The sequence below is a fragment of the Lysinibacillus sp. IITD104 genome (assembly GCF_036698265.2).
Classification (GTDB): Bacteria; Bacillota; Bacilli; order Bacillales_A; family Planococcaceae; genus Lysinibacillus; species Lysinibacillus boronitolerans.
The window spans coordinates 2,813,686-2,831,885 of the sequence record NZ_JBAHYH020000001.1 but is presented as its reverse complement, the minus strand read 5'-3'; the positions used below and the strand labels follow the sequence as shown (position 1 = coordinate 2,831,885).

The 18,200-nt window shown below is 38.6% G+C and carries 19 protein-coding genes; 11 read left to right on the top strand and 8 right to left on the bottom strand.

Translation table 11 applies throughout. The features are described from left to right. Nucleotides 1–525: 525 nt before the first annotated feature. Nucleotides 526–1,698: an ABC transporter permease gene (locus tag V1L66_RS14560; RefSeq protein WP_333005763.1), complete on the bottom strand. Its 1,173-nt coding sequence runs from the start codon at nucleotides 1,696–1,698 to the stop codon at nucleotides 526–528. Between the two features lie 58 nt (nucleotides 1,699–1,756). After that, on the bottom strand, nucleotides 1,757–2,344 hold the full coding sequence (locus tag V1L66_RS14555; protein ID WP_036076372.1) for a TetR/AcrR family transcriptional regulator: 588 nt from the start codon (nucleotides 2,342–2,344) through the stop codon (nucleotides 1,757–1,759). Nucleotides 2,345–2,497: 153 nt separating this feature from the next. Between V1L66_RS14555 and V1L66_RS14550 the strand changes: the two genes are divergently transcribed. The 9 genes from V1L66_RS14550 (at nucleotide 2,498) to rarD (ending at nucleotide 9,500) form a co-directional block, all read left to right on the top strand. Beyond that, entirely contained in the window at nucleotides 2,498–2,812 is a 315-nt protein-coding gene (locus V1L66_RS14550) for a PadR family transcriptional regulator (protein ID WP_009374222.1), read from the top strand. Between the two features lies 1 nt (nucleotide 2,813). Further along, nucleotides 2,814–3,311 (top strand): DUF2812 domain-containing protein, encoded by a 498-nt coding sequence (locus V1L66_RS14545; RefSeq protein ID WP_333005762.1) that lies wholly within the window; start codon nucleotides 2,814–2,816, stop codon nucleotides 3,309–3,311. 77 nt (nucleotides 3,312–3,388) lie between these two features. Next, complete coding sequence (locus V1L66_RS14540; protein WP_333005761.1) at nucleotides 3,389–3,919, top strand: DUF2812 domain-containing protein; 531 nt, start codon at nucleotides 3,389–3,391, stop codon at nucleotides 3,917–3,919. Nucleotides 3,920–3,932: 13 nt separating this feature from the next. After that, complete coding sequence (locus V1L66_RS14535; protein ID WP_036076356.1) at nucleotides 3,933–4,838, top strand: ABC transporter ATP-binding protein; 906 nt, start codon at nucleotides 3,933–3,935, stop codon at nucleotides 4,836–4,838. Next, the gene (locus V1L66_RS14530) at nucleotides 4,822–6,066 is read left to right on the top strand and encodes an ABC transporter permease (protein WP_333005760.1); all 1,245 of its coding nucleotides are present in this window, start codon (nucleotides 4,822–4,824) and stop codon (nucleotides 6,064–6,066) included. Before V1L66_RS14535 ends, V1L66_RS14530 begins: the two co-directional genes overlap by 17 nt. Nucleotides 6,067–6,205: 139 nt before the next feature. Then, nucleotides 6,206–6,463 (top strand): hypothetical protein, encoded by a 258-nt coding sequence (locus V1L66_RS14525; protein ID WP_333005759.1) that lies wholly within the window; start codon nucleotides 6,206–6,208, stop codon nucleotides 6,461–6,463. A gap of 67 nt (nucleotides 6,464–6,530) precedes the next feature. Next, nucleotides 6,531–7,700: a toxic anion resistance protein gene (locus tag V1L66_RS14520; protein ID WP_016995219.1), complete on the top strand. Its 1,170-nt coding sequence runs from the start codon at nucleotides 6,531–6,533 to the stop codon at nucleotides 7,698–7,700. A 220-nt stretch (nucleotides 7,701–7,920) separates the two neighbouring features. After that, complete coding sequence (locus V1L66_RS14515) at nucleotides 7,921–8,457, top strand: hypothetical protein (RefSeq protein WP_333005757.1); 537 nt, start codon at nucleotides 7,921–7,923, stop codon at nucleotides 8,455–8,457. Nucleotides 8,458–8,591: 134 nt separating this feature from the next. After that, on the top strand, nucleotides 8,592–9,500 hold the full coding sequence (gene rarD, locus V1L66_RS14510) for an EamA family transporter RarD (RefSeq protein ID WP_036076361.1): 909 nt from the start codon (nucleotides 8,592–8,594) through the stop codon (nucleotides 9,498–9,500). Between the two features lie 135 nt (nucleotides 9,501–9,635). Here rarD and V1L66_RS14505 read toward each other — a convergent pair whose 3' ends face one another. Together V1L66_RS14505 and V1L66_RS14500 are read right to left on the bottom strand one after the other, a co-directional pair. Then, nucleotides 9,636–9,872 (bottom strand): hypothetical protein, encoded by a 237-nt coding sequence (locus V1L66_RS14505; protein ID WP_333005756.1) that lies wholly within the window; start codon nucleotides 9,870–9,872, stop codon nucleotides 9,636–9,638. 8 nt (nucleotides 9,873–9,880) lie between these two features. Continuing rightward, nucleotides 9,881–10,060, bottom strand: a complete 180-nt coding sequence (locus V1L66_RS14500; protein WP_409072228.1) for a hypothetical protein — start codon at nucleotides 10,058–10,060, stop codon at nucleotides 9,881–9,883. 484 nt (nucleotides 10,061–10,544) lie between these two features. Here V1L66_RS14500 and V1L66_RS14495 point away from each other — a divergent pair, with 484 nt between their 5' ends. Continuing rightward, nucleotides 10,545–12,449: an endonuclease MutS2 gene (locus V1L66_RS14495; RefSeq protein WP_026023545.1), complete on the top strand. Its 1,905-nt coding sequence runs from the start codon at nucleotides 10,545–10,547 to the stop codon at nucleotides 12,447–12,449. A 40-nt stretch (nucleotides 12,450–12,489) separates the two neighbouring features. Here the strand turns inward: V1L66_RS14495 and V1L66_RS14490 are convergent, their stop codons facing one another. Then, complete coding sequence (locus tag V1L66_RS14490; protein WP_016995213.1) at nucleotides 12,490–13,743, bottom strand: helix-turn-helix domain-containing protein; 1,254 nt, start codon at nucleotides 13,741–13,743, stop codon at nucleotides 12,490–12,492. A gap of 121 nt (nucleotides 13,744–13,864) precedes the next feature. On the opposite strand from V1L66_RS14490, the gene V1L66_RS14485 reads away from it, so the two are divergent. Beyond that, nucleotides 13,865–15,160 carry an MFS transporter gene (locus tag V1L66_RS14485; protein ID WP_333005754.1) on the top strand — a complete coding sequence of 432 codons (1,296 nt, stop codon included), beginning with the start codon at nucleotides 13,865–13,867 and terminating at the stop codon, nucleotides 15,158–15,160. A gap of 36 nt (nucleotides 15,161–15,196) precedes the next feature. On the opposite strand, the gene V1L66_RS14480 is transcribed toward V1L66_RS14485, so the two are convergent. Genes V1L66_RS14480 through V1L66_RS14470 form a run of 3 tightly spaced genes read right to left on the bottom strand, consistent with a single transcriptional unit; the run spans nucleotide 15,197 to nucleotide 18,072 of the window. Beyond that, entirely contained in the window at nucleotides 15,197–15,913 is a 717-nt protein-coding gene (locus tag V1L66_RS14480; RefSeq protein WP_016995212.1) for a lactate utilization protein C, read from the bottom strand. Next, complete coding sequence (locus V1L66_RS14475) at nucleotides 15,913–17,340, bottom strand: LutB/LldF family L-lactate oxidation iron-sulfur protein (protein WP_016995211.1); 1,428 nt, start codon at nucleotides 17,338–17,340, stop codon at nucleotides 15,913–15,915. Before V1L66_RS14475 ends, V1L66_RS14480 begins: the two co-directional genes overlap by 1 nt. Nucleotides 17,341–17,355: 15 nt before the next feature. After that, a complete protein-coding gene (locus V1L66_RS14470; RefSeq protein WP_016995210.1) occupies nucleotides 17,356–18,072 on the bottom strand; it encodes a (Fe-S)-binding protein in 717 nt (238 codons plus the stop codon). Nucleotides 18,073–18,200 lie beyond the last annotated feature (128 nt).

The window sequence follows — 18,200 nt, the reverse complement described above, 5'->3', positions numbered from 1 at the left end:
GAGAGAGAAGTGGCGGATAGAACGCCCGATTTGAAGGATAGAAGAGAAAACGTGGCGGATAGAACGCTCGATTTGAAGGATAGAGAGAGAAGTGGCGGATAGGACGCCAGAATAGAAAGATAGAAGAGAAAAAGTAGCGGATAGAACGCTCAATTTGAAGGATAGAGAGAGAAGCAGTGGATAGAACGCCCGATTTGAAGGATAGAGAGAGAAGTAGCGGATAGGGCGCCCAATTTGAAGGATAGAAGAGAAAAAGTGGTGGATAGAACGCTCGATTTGAAGGATAGAGAGAAAAGTGGCGGATAGGACGCTCGATTTGAAGGATAGAAGAGAAAAAGTAGCGTATAGAACGCTCAATTTGAAGGATAGTGAGAGAAGCAGTGGATAGAACGCCCGATTTGAAGGATAGAAGAGAAAAAGTAGCGGATAGCCAGCTCAAAGTGAAGGATAGAACAGAAAAAGTAGCGGATAACCACGCAAAGAGAAGGTCTACATCAGCATGTAGACCTTCTTTTTTCTATTAAATCATCGGACTGGAGCTGGCTTAAATGTGACGATCAGCGTAGCAATGGCTAGTGTTACGAAGATAATGATGCCTAAGGAGCTACTGTTTTGCAGGAGATTGTCGGTACTACCACCAAAGATGATCGTGTAGTAGCCATCTGCTCCATAAGTGGCAGGTAGCATAGCAGCGACCTGCTTGTATCCTTCAGATAGCATGGTTTTTGGAACAAGTACGCCTGATGTTACTAATTGGAGTGAGAGAGCACAAATATTAAATACCATCCCCATATTCCCAAAGGCAATCACAAATACTTGGGCCAAGCTAAGGAAAGCAAGATACATTACAGATTGAAAGAAATAAATCGACAGTAGGCTTTCCTGACTAGCGATATTAAAAAGGTGCATCAAACCAATTGTTATGAATGGTAATGTAAAGGCTACGCCCACATTGAGTAGTTGTCGGGCGAGGAACAATTGCCATTTTGATAGGCTTTCTTGAACGAGCTGTGCTGCTTGCTGGTGTTGCATAATCATGACCATCGCTCCTACGAAGGAAGAGATGATGACCATAAGTGGGACAAAGTTTGCGGCAAATCCCTTTACATTATTTGTTTTTATAATGGTCCCATCGACGACATGGTCTTTGACATTCATTACAGTTGTTTTGACAGAAGTGGTAATTTGTTGGGCAGTTTGTTGCTCAAAGGGAAGCTGAGCAAATTGTTGAGCGAAGACCTCAACTGCTTGATTTTGTTGCATTGGATAAAGGGCTTGATTGATCTCTTCTGTTAATTGCTTTGCTACCCCCTCCATCATATTTTTCGCTACACTTGCATTGGCTTGATTAATCGCATAAATAATTTCAGCCACTTTCCCTGCTTGTATTTGATTTGTAAAATCGGCAGGAATTTGCATTATCATATTAATTTGTCGTTCGTTTAATGCGCTCTCAGCTTTCTTCATTGATGGATAGTCCTCCATTGAAAAGGGGATGGAGCCTTTGATGTTCTGTGCTACCTGCTGACCCATTGCAGAATCTTCCACAACAAGACCAATGCTTAACTGTTCAGCTCTTTCATTGACACCATCATAGGCAGTCATCCAGATCGTAAAAAAGATTAATTGAAAGGCAATGGTTGCAACAATGCCGATATAGGTTTCACGAACTCGCAATAGTGCTTGTAAACCTGTCATTTTTTATTCCCCCTAATATTAAGTAAGTACTTACTTGCATTGATTGGAAAAATTTTTTCTAGGAAACAAGTCCCCTAGAAAAAATAGCAACACTAGTTTGTAAAAGTTCTTCAGTTGGTAAGTCAGACACGATAGTTCCAAGTCGAGCACGTGACATAAAATGACCAAAATTCAAAGCAATAAGCGATAACGCTGCTGCTTCAAAATCAACTTCTCTTATTTTCCCTTGCTGATGCATTTCTTGAAAATAGTGAATGAGCTCCTTTTTGATGAGGAGAGGGATATTGGCGATTTCCTCACTAATTTCAGGAAATTGAATGGATTCCTTAAAGCCGATCATGACAAAATCTTTAATCGACATTAAAAAATGAAAATGCTTCAATGAGAAATTTAATAAATCCTTTTCTAATTCCCACGTTACATTTTGATTGATCTCCTGCTGTAGAAGAGGATAATAAGAAAATTGCTCAATGATGGCCTTTAATAAACCACGTTTGTTGCCAAAATGACGGAAAAGAGTGACCTCATTGACACCTGCTAATTCTGCAATGGTTTTGGTAGTTGCAGCTGTATAGCCTTTTTCACTGATCAATTGTAGAGCAGCTTCGATAATTCGTTGTGCAGTTCCTTTCGTTGTCAAAAACATACTTCCTTCCATGCAAGTAATTACTTACATCCTAGCATAATGTACGGTGAACTGCAACACCATGAATGAACGTTGACAATTATATCGACTGCTGATATATTTTAAGTATATCGACTGACGATATATTGATAGGCGATATAAAGGAGGATTTGTATGACGCAGGAACATCCGCCATTAACAGAAGGCGTTTATTATATTTTGTTAGCATTATATGAGGCGAGGCATGGCTATGGCATTATGCAATTGGTGGAAGAAATGAGCAATGGAAGAGTGCGCTTAGGGGCCGGAACCATATATGGTGCGATTAAAACATTGTTGGAACGAGGATGGATAGAGGCACTTGATGGAGATGGCAGAAAGAAAGAATATATTATTACTGAAACTGGAAAAACAGTGGTGGAATATGAAATTTTACGATTAAGGGAACTTTTTGACAATGGTATCCGTATAACGAGAGGAGTTGAATAATATGCATAAATATCGATTGATGATTAATCCCTATGCAATAGAGAAGTGGGTCAATGACATGGCTTGTGCGGGCTGGCATTTGAAAAAATTCACATGGATTCGCTTTACATTTGAACGGGGAGCGCCAAATAGTAATATTTATCGCCATGATGAATTAGGGCGATTCGGTTCGCCCTATGAAGAGGACTATGAGCAAGTAGATCGCTCTGGCCATATTGTATTTTTTAGAAAAGCAGCACAGGAAGGTCCATTTGATAAAAAAACGAAAATTGGTAACCTGTCAAAAAAGATGATGCTCTTACTTTCTCTTATTCTACTTAATTTGTTCATTGGTCTCATCGGTTTAATTGGTGATTTTTCGGAGAAAACAACAGACTGGGTTGGTTTCATGTTAAATACGCTGAATCTTGTGGTTGTTGTATTATTCACCCTCCCATTCTATAAGCTTATGCGTATACGTAATCGATTAAAGAGAGAATTAAATGTATTTTCGGATTAACGAAGCGTCTATTATTTTCCGGGAAATCAGAAAATAATGAAAAAGGAAGCGTGATTTTATAGTAGGGGTGATGCAAAATGAAAAAAAGAATGTTTCGTTTTTTTATTGATTACGAAAAGGAAGAACGATGGGTCAATGACATGGCAGATTGGGGGTGGAATCTTAAAAAGACAGTGGTAGGCTACTTTGTTTTTGAAAAAGGAACACCAGGTCAATATATTTATCGAAATGAATTTGTCAATAGAAAATCGAAGGATTACTTTGAGTTTCTAGACGAAATGAATATCGAGTGTGTGTCTAAGTTTGGTGGGTGGGCCTATTATCGAAAACCAAAATCGGAGGGGCCTTTTGAGATATTTTCAGATGCTTCCTCGAAAATAAACTATATTAAATCCATGAATCGCATATTTATATTTGTGTTACTGTTAAATTTAATCATTGGTATTTACAATCTATCGCTAGGTTTACAGGAATTCGCTGCAGGACCTATGAACACAAGCGTGGGGTGCATAAATTTGATTGTAGCCTTACTGCTATTCATTCCTATAGTGAAAAATGGAAATCGTAAAAAGGGCTTGAAACAAGACTTACATATATTTGAAGGATAAGGAGGATGACAACATGACGTTACAGTTACAGCATGTTACAAAGAAGTATAAGGATTTTACAGCTGTGGATGATTTGAATTTTACCATTGAAAAGGGTGAAATTTTCGGTCTAATTGGTCAAAATGGTGCAGGGAAAACAACAACATTCCGAATGATTTTAGATTTACAGGAGACGACGGCGGGAACAATTACGTGGGATGGCCGGCCAGTTAATGCCATAAACCGAGATGTCCTTGGTTATTTGCCTGAGGAGCGTGGTATTTTTCCAACAATGAAGGTAGAAGAGCAGCTTTACTTTTTTGGTGAGCTACGTGGCATGAAACGAGCAGAGCTGAAAAAGGAAATTGATTTTTGGATTCAACGTTTTGAACTGGAAGAAAAACGCAAGGATAAAGCAGAAACTTTATCAAAAGGGAATCAGCAAAAGGTACAGCTAATTGCGAGCTTTATCCATAAACCAGCGTTTTTAATTTTAGATGAGCCGTTCAGTGGGCTAGATCCCGTCAACAAAGATTTACTAAAGGATGCTATTTTACTATTGAAAGAGCAGGGTACGACGATTTTGTTCTCCAGTCACCAAATGGACAATGTCGAGGAGCTTTGTGATCATTTATGCTTATTAAAACGAGGTGTTTCTTTATTTTCTGGAAGCTTACTAGATTTAAAGAAACAATATGGTAAAACAAAGCTTGCTGTTCGTACGGATTGGTCAACGACACAGTTATTGGCACTAGAGGGTGTCAAGGATGTGCGCGTAGAGAAGGAACAAACAGTGCTTACATTAGCAGACGAAAGCTTTGCTCAAAGTATCTTTGAGCAGCTATCCAACGGGAAGTATATTGAAAAATTCAGCTTAGATTATTTATCCTTAGATGAAATCTTTAAAGATAAGGTAGGTGGCCATGTTGTCGAAGTTTAATTTATTAATGAAGCAATTATATAAAGCTAAAATTAAATCAAAATCCTTTATCTTAATGACTTGTTTATATGTCCTTGTCATGTCTGTGGCTGTCTTCTGGTCAGAAATTAAGGAACTATTCACAGGTGATGATGAAGCACAGCAAATCGCGATTATCAATGAAACCTCTGCCGATTTAAGTGGTATTTTTGTCTCGAATGGAGATATGGCCTTTATTCAGGATGAACAAGATGTTTCAGCCCTTGAAAAAAGGGTAAAGGACGGCAAGCTTGATGCTATTGTAACGATTAACGATCAAAATGGTCAGCTACATGCGGAAATTGCTACGTTCACACCACTGAAATTGAACGATCAATCTACATTATCATCCTTATTACAGTATGCTGGTCAGCATTATGCTGTTCAGCAATTATCGCTTTCGCCAGAGCAAGCAGCACAAATTATGGCGGCTCAAACAACGATTTCAACGAAAAACTTAAATGAGGAATCAGCAGGAGGAAAAAGTGAGGAAGAAAAGCAATCTGGTTTAGTGGTTTCCTATGCGGTTGGGATTTTAATCTATTTCTTTATCTCTACATTCCTATCGATGATTACGACTGAAATAGCCTCTGAAAAGGGCTCACGCGCAATGGAAATGCTCTTAGTAAGTGTCAAACCTGGGACACATTTTAAAGCAAAAATTGCTGGCGTTTTATTGCTTGCTTTAACACAGATGGGCATTATTGCGGCCGTGTTCCTTATCTATGCGAAGTTTATCAAAGGTGGGATGGTTTGGGATGCAGCTGCTAGCATTGTCAAGGAATTGTCCGTTGGCTATGTCATCTATGCTATCGTATTCCTACTGTTAACAGTTATTCTTTATCTTATCATCGGTGCATTATTCGGCTCTTTAGTATCGAAAGTAGAAGAGGCGGGTCAAGTATTAATGCCTGCGATGATTATTACGATCATCGGCTTCTATGTTATGCTGACAGGCATGGGTAATCCAGATACAATTATTATCAAAATATTCTCTTATATCCCACTAACTTCTGGCATGATCATGCCAATGCGTATTGGCGCTACAGATATCGGTGGCATTGTACCATTACTTTCATTAGGAATTTTAATCGTAACGATTGTTGTTGTGTACCTATTTAGTTTATCGTTCTATAAACGTAGTGTATTGACATATAGCTCTGGCGGTGTCATTCAAAAAATTAAAACGGTATTAAAAGTAACAACATAACATAATGGCAGCTACATGGATAATGTAGCTGCTTTTTTAGTGAGATGATGCCATTGTTAGCAAACAATGTAAAGGAATTTACGGAATGAGTCGAATTTTGGATAGAAAGAGGCTATAATTTATAAAAGGGGATGAGACGATGTTAGCTAAATCAGAGGTGGAGGCAATTCTTGACCGATCATCAAATCAGCGTTTAGCAACAATCGAAGAAAAAGCGCAGCTCTTTCAAAAGCTTCAACAGCTATGCCCTACTAGTAAAGAAATAGAAGCAATTCTTCACTATTGGACAGATATGGAAATTTTTGTTAATGATGCTCACCCTAACCAATATAGTTTGCAATATAAAGTACACCAGAATGGCTATTGTATAGCAGATTCGTATTTTTTCATCCTATAGAAAATGAAACTTTTTTACATGGTAATCGTAAGTAATTAGTAGAGATAAATTGCAGGGGGTAAAACGTATGTCTGAATTCAACAATGATCTTTTAAAATCCAAGGACCCATTCGCTTCAGAAAATCCTTTATTACAGCCAAATCCACTTTTACAGCAGGCAACTGAGCAAAAGCCGGTGCTTGTATCTGAGCAGGAGCTATCACAAATCGCACAAAATCAGCTAATGTTAAAGCAAGATCCAGAGGTTCATACACTTGCACAAAAAATTGATGTCAAAGATCAAATTGCCATGCTAGAGCTCGGTAAAGAAACAGCAAGTGGCATTTCGACCTTTTCAGATAAAATGCTCGCAACGATGAAAGCTAGTAAGCTGGAAGAATCGAGTGTGCTATTAAATAACCTGAATAAAATTATGGATAAATTCGATCCACAGGATTTTGCGGAAGAGAAAAAGGGCGGTTTCATCTCCAAGCTCTTTAACAAAGGAAAAGAGCAATTGGAAAGGTTCTTATCTAAGTATGACAGCATGAATAAAGAAGTGGATGTCATTTACCGTGAAATTCAAAAATATGAAGGGGAAATGAAGCGTAATACCATTGACCTTGAAAATCTGTATGAACAAAATTTAAACTACTTCCAATCATTAAGTAAATTTGTTGCAGCTATTGAAGTGAAAACAGAAGAGGTCCGTGCCTCTTTACCAGCACTTGAACAAAAGGCTCAAAGTGGTGACCAATTGGCAGCTATGGAATATGAAACAATGCTTCGCGCTGTGGAATTATTAGAGCAACGTCGCTATGATTTAGAAATGGCACAACAAGTATCATTCCAATCAGCACCTCAAATTCGCTTAATGCAGCAAGGGAACAATCATCTGATTGCCAAGATTAATTCTGCCTTTGTCACAACGATTCCGATCTTTAAGCAGGGGCTAATTCACGCAGTGACATTAAAGCGTCAAAAGCTGATTTCTGATTCTATGGTAGAGCTAGATCGCCGTACGAATGAAATGCTTGTCCGAAATGCTGAAAATATTAGTAAGAACAGTGTGAATATCGCTCGTCAAGCTGGTAGCCCAAGCATTAAAATCGAAACCATTGAAACAACATGGCAAACAATTATGGCTGGTATTCAAGAAACGAAGCAAATTCAAGCAGAAACAGCAAGAAACCGTGAAGAAGGTCGTAAACGTATTGAGCGTTTGCAATTGGAATATGAGAAACTGAAAAAAATGTAAGGCTAAAGCTTCTTGCAGCTATTGTTGCAAGAGGCTTTTTTTATGGAAAGTGTAGGTGAGCAAGGACTCCTTCTACGTGTGAGAAATGATCTTTGACAAAAAGCAAAATAGTGATTATGATAAAATCAAATGAGAATGATTATCAAATGAAGAGGAAGCGGAAAGATGCTGCACAAGGGTATTCGATTACATGTATTTATTCGTGGAGGAGTGAAAATAAATGGCAAATAAGATAAATGCCTCTACATTGTCGTATGAGCCTTTTAAAGATGGAACGCTTGCTCTATACACGACAGATAGCTTAATGATTGTACCGCAAAGTCGCTATCAAGAGCTTTTGCATATGGAAGAGTTACATAATGCTATGCATAAAGATTTAGATAACAAGCAAAATGGTTTAGAACGAGAACGAAAAATGTTAAAAAAACAAAATACACAGCTAACAGAAGATCTACAAAAGTTAAAGCAGCAAAACACAGTCTTGCAGAAAAAGGTAACTGAATACAATTGTGTAGTGGAGGAGATGAAGGTGCTTCGCCAAGAAAACACAGATCTTCTTATGGAGCTAAGTAAATATACAGCGATGTCAAGAGAGTCATTGACGGGGCCTGTGAAGTCGATGATTCGAGCTATGCGTGAGCAAGGAGTTGGAATTAAAGAAATCCATATTCGCATTAAGCGCCAAATCAATCCAGAGATTAGCTATAGTACCGTACGCAAGTATATTTCTGAGCTAGAATCGGAACAGAAAGGTTAACAGCTTTTAAAATGAACTAGAAATTTGGCATTTACAGCAGCTACTCAAAGTCCTATAATGAGTCTATTCTTTAACTAGTTTAAGATTATAGGAAATCGTTGACCGATTTCAATAAGAGTAGGAGCGTTAGTATCATGTCAAATGAGAAAAAAGGAGTTTTGGCTGCCTTTTTTGCCTATGCCTTTTGGGGAGCATTCCCACTATATTGGAAATTACTTGAGCATGTACCAAGTATGGAGATTTTATTATCCCGTGTCATTTGGTCCTTTGTCTTTACAGTGCTGGCAGTGATCGTATTTCGCATGCGTCATGACCTCGTAGCAGATTTAAAATATTTATGGTCACATCAAAAGCACTTCTGGCAGCTTGCGGGTGCGTCCTTTGTCATTTCAATGAACTGGTATTTATATATTTGGGCAGTGACGCATAATCATCTCATTGAAACGAGCTTAGGTTATTATATTAATCCGCTCTTGTCTGTAATCTTTGGGGTGATTTTCTTTAAAGAATCGCTCAGTCGTGCACAATGGGTAGCGACAGGAATTGCTTTTATTGCGGTGATTATTTTAACAATGAATTATGGCTCTGTCCCGTGGGTAGCTTTATTGATTGCGCTATCCTTCGCAATTTATGGTGTGCTGAAAAAGAAAATTACATTGGATGCAACAAGAGGGCTAGCCATTGAAACGTTATTGATTTTACCCTTTGCATTAGGCTATTATGTTTATCTTTTTGCTACACATCAAGCTTCGTTTTTACATGTCGATGTTAAAACAGATATTTTGATGATCTTCAGTGGCTTAGTAACAGCCGTCCCGCTTATTTTATTTGCGAAGGGTGCACAAAATATACCTTTATACTTACTAGGGTTTATCCAATATGTATCGCCAACCATTGTCCTGATTTTAGGCATCGTGCTATACAAAGAGCCATTTAGTCAGGTTGAGCTCCTTGCATTCAGCATTATTTGGGCAGCATTACTCTTATTTTCTGGTTCTAAAATTATCGAAACAAGAAAAGCCCATCATAAATCAGTTTCGTAAAAGACTTGTAGATTTTTCTACAGGTCTTTTTTTAGGTAACTTTTACCACTTCGCTTTGTAATGCACAAAACTTTTTTATTTCTTTATCGGATTGCCCGCTATTTTGTTTAATCGTATTTTAAAGATCAATAAAATTCATCCACTAATATGGTAAAAAATAAAGGTAGCTTCTTGAATTGTCTGGTTGAGATGAAGTGCCTGTTTGAAAACTATTAAAATCGCTAGAACGAATGGTAAAACGGTTACGATGGCTGCTGGATTTTTCAGTTCATGCTTTTGCTTTCTATAGAATAGCCAACAAATAATGGCAGCCATTAGGAGTGCACTGAGTAGGATGAGGCTAACAATGAATGTAGCGTGTAACTTATTCACGGCTTACTCTATATTGCATTGTCTTGACTCTCATTCCACTTAAAGTGGTCATTCTCATGCAAGACTGCATAATGAAAGCCCATTGCGTTTCTTTCATCAATCACAGTTGATGTGGCAGAGGCTGTAGGGATTATAAAAATTAATAAAAAAATAATGGTAAACAGGCAAAGGGGAGTCTTTTGTTGCATTTAGGTACTCCCTCCAAATAGAGTCTTTTTGATAGATTCGACAAAATTAGGAGAAAACCTTTTGAAGCGTAGGCACCTTTACTTTCATGCCAGCATATAGTAAAATGTCAATAATTAGATAACAATGATCAATTAATGAGAGGTGCTTTTTGTGAGTGCGGTAGGTTCTAACTAGGTAAAAATTGAATGAAATAGTGGCGATGACGACAGCAGGGGATATATGTTATGAACACCCCTTATTTTGTCATGGACCTATTTCAACAACCTATGTAGATACCTACAATACTTTATTAAGCGTGGCATAAAGGATAGAAACTTCAATTAGATGAAGTTTTATTTGTGATGCCGAGAAAACGCGCCTTTTAAAGATAGAGCTGTGGGGATTCCTCACAGCTTTTTTATGTTGTTTAAACCATCATTGCTATCTAATATTGGGTAGGTATCTTCATGTATGATAAAACATGACAATGGGGAGCAAAAAGAAATGAATAATACTACACTTGAAAAATTACAATATCATGAATTAAAGGACATCGTTAAATCCTACTGTGTCAGCGGGTTAGGAAAACAGCTTTTAGATAAATTAATGCCAAGCTCAAGCTTAACAGTGGTAAAAAATCGGTTGAATGAAACAACAGAAGCTCGTGCAATATTGGATGCAGAGGGGCATGTTCCGTTTTTAGGGGTATCGAATATTGAGCATATTATGACTAAGCTTGAAAAGGGAATGCTTCTAGATCCCAGTGAGCTAGTGAGTATCTCTGATTTTTTAAGAGGCTGCCGCAACATCAAAAAATTTATGTTAGATAAGGCATTTTTTGCGCCTGTTCTTTCCTCTTACGCTCATTCTATGGCTGAATTTAAAAGCGTGGAGGAGGAGATAAATTTTGCGATCAAAGCCAATCGTGTAGATTCGGCTGCTAGTCGTGAATTAAAACGCATCCGTCATCATATGGAAACGACAGAGGAAAAAATAAAAGAACGTTTAACGAAATTTTTAAATAACAGTGCCAATAAACCGTATATCCAGGAATTTTTTATTAGTCAAAAGGATGATCGCTATACGATTCCGATTAAGGCGACCTATAAAAATCATGTACAGGGAACAGTCGTTGAAATTTCCTCAAAAGGGGCAACCGTTTTTATGGAGCCAAGTGTTGTCGCTAAATTAAATGTTGAATTAGCTACCTTAAAGGCTGAGGAAGCGGTGGAGGAATATCAGATTTTAGCGTCTTTATCAGGGCTATTGATGGAACATCTGCATGCCATCACCATTAACATGGAGTTGATCAGTCAATACGATATGGTTTTTGCCAAAGCGAAGTTCAGTAGACAAATAGGTGGTAGGGAGCCGCTTATAAATGATTATGGTTATATTCAACTGATCAATGGTAAGCACCCATTACTACCAGGAAATGCGGTACCCCTTCAATTTTCCATCGCGAAAGACTACCGTAGCTTAATTATTACAGGGCCAAACGCTGGCGGGAAAACGGTTGTGTTGAAAACCATTGGCCTTTTAACATTAGCTACAATGTCAGGCTTCCATATTGTAGCGGACGAAGGAACGGAAATGGCTGTATTTGATCATATCTTTGTTGATATTGGCGATAATCAAAGTATAGAGAATGCACTTAGTACGTTTTCTTCTCATATGAAAAATCTTTCCGATATTATGAGAGCTGCTAATAATCATACACTCTTACTGTTTGATGAAATTGGCAGTGGAACAGAGCCAAATGAAGGAGCAGCACTAGCCATTGCGATACTAGAGGAATTTTATCAAATGGGCTGTATAACTGTGGCAACTACACATTATGGTGAAATTAAACGATTTTCTGAAATGCATCCTGATTTTATGAATGCAGCAATGCGCTTTCATGCTGAAACATTAGAGCCTTTGTATCAATTACTCATCGGCACGTCTGGAGAAAGCAATGCTTTATGGATTTCCAAAAAAATGAATGTCCGCGAAGCTGTTTTACAAAGAGCGAAGGATTATATAAATAATAAAGAATATCAGCTGACGCTCGTTCAGGACAGTAAAATTCGTAAGCCTAAAGAAGAGAAAAAAAGCTTGGCAGCAGTTTATACATTTGCCAAAGGGGATCGTGTGAAATTATTGGACTATGATGATGTGGGATTGGTATATGAAGAAATGAATCCGTACAATAATGTCAGGGTATTCTATCAGGGGCAAATACTAGAAGTGAACGTAAAGCGACTTGCTCTTGAATTACCTGCAACAGAGTTATACCCTGAGGGATATGATTTAGAGACATTATTTGTAGACTATCAGGATCGGAAGCTTCAGCACGATATCGAGCGTGGTTCGAAAAAAGCGTTACGCAAGATCCATAAACAAATTAAGAACGATCGTCAGCAATAAAAACAAGGGATTGCACAGCCTCGTGCAATCCCTTTACTCATTAGGTTATGGAATCAATCTGTGCCTTAATCGTTCGATAGACTTCCTCGATTTTTCGTTTATAGGGTAAATCCACTAAATCCAATGAATCAGTATAGGCCATTTTTGCAATTTCATAGGCTGTTGTTAGCTCACCAAAATGTGCATAGCAAAGGGCTTTATAGGAAAAGCATTCATTTAAGCTTAAAATATCATATGGATGACTAATATAGATCGGGATGTGTTTATACTGTTCAAATGCAGCTTTCGCTTCCTCATAACGACCAAGTAAATATAAGGATTTTCCTTTTTCAGCATAATAAAAGTTTGGATCAAGCTTGTCTAAATAATCATCGTGTCGAAGCTGATTAAAACGTTCTATTTCGATCAGAGCCTGCTCAAAATTATTGCTGTAATTATTATAATAATGTGCCTTCAATACAAAAATAAAAGCATCAACCTCAACACGTTCAGCAAATGCCTGATATTGCTCCAGTTTCATAAACATATGATTGGTTTGTTCAAAATCATGATCAATCATCGCACAATAGGCTCCAATTCTGTACATATTATCAATCTGATAGAACAGTTGGTTTTTATGAGCATTGGCAATCGTCTCTTGAATTAATTTTTTCCCTTCCTCATGTTCACCAATTGCAAGTTGGAAAATACTTGTATAATAAGTCATTAATAAGGCATCACGAGAATCAAGCTGATAGTCCTCTTGTTCGATAATGTCTTTTGCCTGTAAGATACGATCGTAAGCCAATGTATATTGACGTTTTGCTGCTAAAATAGCCATCTCTAGGATAAAGGTTTTGAACCAATGGCTGAGTAAATTAATTTCCTTAAAAATAGTGCGGGCTTGCTGAAGCGGGACTTCCCATGTTGTTAATCCTGCTTCATACTGGGCATCTGCGTAAATATACAATAAACGGCCAGCTTCATAACTTTGAGGTAGGCCCTCCACAGACGGCTTTATTAAATCGACAATTTCTTGATGATGATCGGCATCTCCACGTTTTACTTCTGCAAATAAACTTTCCACCTGTTCTAATAGCTGGCGAATGGAGGATGGCGTTACTTCTTCCAGTAATTCACTAGCTTTTACACCTAAACGTTCAGCAATATAGTCAAGGCTTTCCATGGAAGGCTTGGCCTTATCATTTTCTATTTGGCTTAACATTCCTTTAGTTAGACGATCACCGGCGAGTGCCTCTAATGTTAATTTTTGTTCTTTCCTTAATTTGCGAATTCGTGTGCCTAAAGAGTCCACTGCCTCGCCTCCTTTTGTTTAATTATATTAAACTTTTGCTTGCGTGAAAAGAGGGAGCTATGGTATATTTTGTTTAACTTAATTAAACTTTTTAATTTAGTTAAATAAAGGAGGGGTTTAAATGAATGAGGTAGAAAAATTAAAAAAGGCGACCTACCACTTATGGACGTTCACTGCGAGTAAAATGATTGCCATGTTGGGTGCAAATGTCATGGCATTTGGTTTCAGCTTGTATATTTTAGCGATGACTGGGTCAGCAATGAGCTTTGCTACCAATATGATTTGTTCCGTATTACCACGCGCTCTTGTGGCACCATTAGCTGGCTATGTCGCAGATAATTTTTCAAAAAAGCGTACGATTTTACTAGCACAGGCAGGCACCATTTTGACAGTAGGGGGATTACTGCTTTATACAGAAACAGTAGGAATGTCCGTTTATGCTATTTACATAGCTACTGTTTTTAATACGATTTGCTCAGCCTTTTCTGGTGTAACGTTTTCATCGGCTATTGCCACACTTGTCAATCCAGAGCGATTACAGCGTGCGATGTCATTTAACCAAATGTCAATGTCTGTAGCTGCAATTGGAGGACCAGTCATTGGTGGTATGATGTATGGATTTTTTAATATGGATGTATTTTTAATGGTGAATATGGTGGCCTATGCGATTGCCTTTTGTTTAGAGGCAACAATGGATTTTAACCTTTATAGTACAAGAGGGGAAGATACGAAAAAAGAAAAGATGTGGGAAGGGCTGAAAAGTGGTTTTCATTATATCAAGCAACGTAACGTCATTAAGACCATTATGTGGGTTGCATTGTGGATCAACCTATTCTTTTCTGCCATCGCTGTTGGAGGAACGTACATCATTATTGAATTGCTAAAAGTAAAATCTACACACTTTGGCTTTATTGAAGCGTCTGGTGCATTAGGTATGCTCTTGGCATCCCTTTATTTCGCAACAAGACCTGAAGTAAAGGTCCCTTTACGCTTTTCCAAAATCAGCTTATTACTATTGGCGGGAAGTGTTGGCTTAGCAGTCATCCCATTAGTCACTGATTTTTCCTATATTGCTATCGTGATCTTCTATCTCATCATTTACTTTATTTTCGCAATTTTCGAAATAGGGATTAATATGCCCATCGGGGTGTATATGCAAAAAATCATTGCGGAAGAGTACCGTGGGCGTGTTTTTGGGCTAATGGAGACGATGGCGATGTCCATGATGCCGATTGGTATGGTAGTCTATGGCATGTTATATGATACATTACCAGCAACGATTATTTTACCAGTAACGAGTATCATTATTATTATCATTTCACTTGTGATGCTGCGCTCCTCTATTTTAAAAGAGGCACATCCAGAGTATTATGAAAAAGCAGCTCTACCAGAAGGGGTCGCGAACACAACAACGTAAAAGAACAGGCATGCATTTCACTGCATGCCTGTTCTTTTACTGATCCTCAATGACAATATAGGTTGCTTGAATAGGACCATGAACTCCAACGATAAGAATCATTTCGATATCGGCTGAGTTGCTTGGTCCCGTAATAAAGTTAATACAGGAAGCAATTTTTTCACCCTGACGGATTTTTTCACTAATCCAGCGTGCTGCCTGTGTCATACGAGGTACAATTGTACTTTTAGGAATGAAAATGATCGACTTTTCGGGTAAAAAGCTAATGCTTCTCCCTTTATCTTTGCTACTAAAGAGCACGGCAGTTCCCGATTCTGCTAACGTCATTTCACTAATTGTCATTCCGATATTTGCCTTTTCAGCTTGTCGTATATTTTCCTCAGGATGCTGTGGATCCCATTCATAAAGCTGAATATTGGCTTGGGACCATTGTTCGTTCATAAGCGCGGATAATCCATAATCTTGGAAACGTTTATCCTTCCATGTAATAACGGACTGACCTCCATAATTATCAACAACTTTCTGTAAATCCTGTGGAAGTGTGGCAGTACTAGAAATGACAATATCGGTATGAATGTTGGCGCACTGCTGGATTAATATTTCTACCAATTCATCCTTTGTCGCATCTTTGAGCACACGATCTTGAGGCTGATACTGCCAAGTTGGTCGTGGAAGTTCTGTCTTAGGCGAACGTCCGAGTTGCTTCGCGATATTTGCTAAAAAGGTTTCTCGCTGCTGAATCATACCAGTCATTATTGCTCGCCTCCTTTTGTACGATGCTTCATCCAGTCTCTAAAGCTGTCTTTACTCGGGGCAGGAAAATCCCTTGCCTCGGTCCAGGCTTTTAATGGGCCTGGCCCTTTAGAAATGGTCTTGTCTTTGGTAAATGGAGACATGGCAGGTGCAGCCATTTTTGTCGCCATTTTATAAAGGGTAGGGGAGGAAGCCCCTAGTCCAAATGCCTTCATTAAAAGCTTTTCAGAGATAGGTGCCTTGCCCTCATTTTCAACAATGACCTGACGATGGCGATGAATGAGCTGATGTAATGGAATTTTAACAGGGCATGCATCTGTACAAGCACCGCACAATGTAGAAGCATAGGGCAGTTCTTTAAAATCATCGTAGCCTCCTAAAAGTGGAGAGAGCACAACACCTACAGGTCCAGAGTAGATAGAGCCATACGTATGCCCACCCACATGACGATAGACAGGGCAAGCATTAACACAGGCAGCACAGCGAATGCATTGTAAAATAGGCTGGAATTCACTACCTAAAATAGCCGAGCGTCCATTATCAACAATAACTAAATGAAATTCCTCTGGTCCATCCGTATCCTCTTCGTCCTTTACGCCTGTTAACGTTGTAATATAGCTCGTTAGCTTTTGACCGACAGCACTTCTTGTTAATAAACTAACAAGGACCTCCATTTCTTCAAATGTAGGAACTATTCTTTCCATTCCCATAACTGTGATTTGTGTTTTGGGTAGCGCTGTTACTAAATCAGCATTGCCCTCATTCGTAACGAGTGTAATCGAGCCACTTTCAGCAATAGCAAAATTACAGCCTGTAATACCAATATCGGCTGTTAAATATTCCTGTCGTAATTTTTCACGTACATAAAGGGCAAGTTCCTCTGGCTTTTCTGTTTGACTGTAGCCTTGTTTTTCCTTAAAAACATCTCGAATTTGCTCCTTATTTTTATGCAAGGCTGGCGCCACGATATGCGAAGGGGGCTCGTGATCTGCCACCTGCAAAATATATTCACCTAGGTCCGTCTCAATCACTTCACAACCAAGCGCTTCTAAAGCTGTATTTAAGTTAATTTCTTCTGTCACCATTGATTTGGATTTCACAATTTTTGCCGCATTTTTCTTTTTGGCAATGCTTTGAATATAGTCGGTTGCTTCCTGTGCAGTTTGCGCAAAGAACACATGCCCACCTCGTTTAGCAACATTTTCACTTAATTGATAAAGGTAATAATCAAGATTTGCTAAAACATGCTTGCGAATTTCCTCTCCATGAGAACGCCATTCTTCCCAATGTCCTAATTCCTCTGCTTGTTGAAGGCGACGTGTTTGAAAACGTTCTTGGGCACTCGAAACTGCACGACGCATAAATTGATTATCTAGCTCTTTCGTGACACGTTGTTGAAACCGATCATCACTTGTTTTCATGGCCATGTTTATTTCCCCCTCTTATCGGCAATTTAATACTTCTGCAATATGCATCACTTTAATCGGCTTATCCTGACGTTGAATGCGACCACCGATATTCAATAAGCAGCCGGCGTCTGCGCCTATTAAAATGTCAGCGCCTGTTTCTTCCACATTCAGCACTTTTTCATTGACCATTTCTCCAGAAATATTGCCCATTTTAACTGAAAAGGTACCGCCAAATCCGCAGCATCGATCCTTGCCAGGGAGGTCCACATAATGTAAGCCCTTGACGTTCTTTAATAATTGCAAGGGTGCCTCCGTCACACCAAGCAATCTTGTCATATGGCATGACGTATGGTAAGTAGCTTTGCCTTCTAGACGCGCTCCCACATCTTCTGTCTTTAACACGTTGACAATAAATTCTGTGAACTCATAGGTTTTAGCTGCTAATGTTTGCGCTTTTGGCTCCCATATTGGGTCTCCTTTAAACACTGCTGGATATTCCTTCAACATATAAGCGCAGGAACCAGAAGGAGAGACAACATATTCAGCATGTTCAAAGGCTGTAATCATTTTTTTCATCGCATTTTTCGATTCCTTGACATAGCCGCTATTGTAAGCAGGCTGTCCACAACATATTTGATCCTCTGGAAAATCAATGTCACAGCCAAGTCTTTCTAATACTTCGACAACTGCTTTTCCCACATTCCCTTGAAACATATCCACTAAGCAAGTGGCGAACAGTGTGACTTTCATATTCATCGCTCCTTTTTTAAAACAACTGGTCATCAGATGACTTATCGATATTTTAATCATACAACAAATTTGAAAGACTGAAAACGTTTTTTAATGAATTTTCAGAAAAGAAAAACTACCTAGCGTGT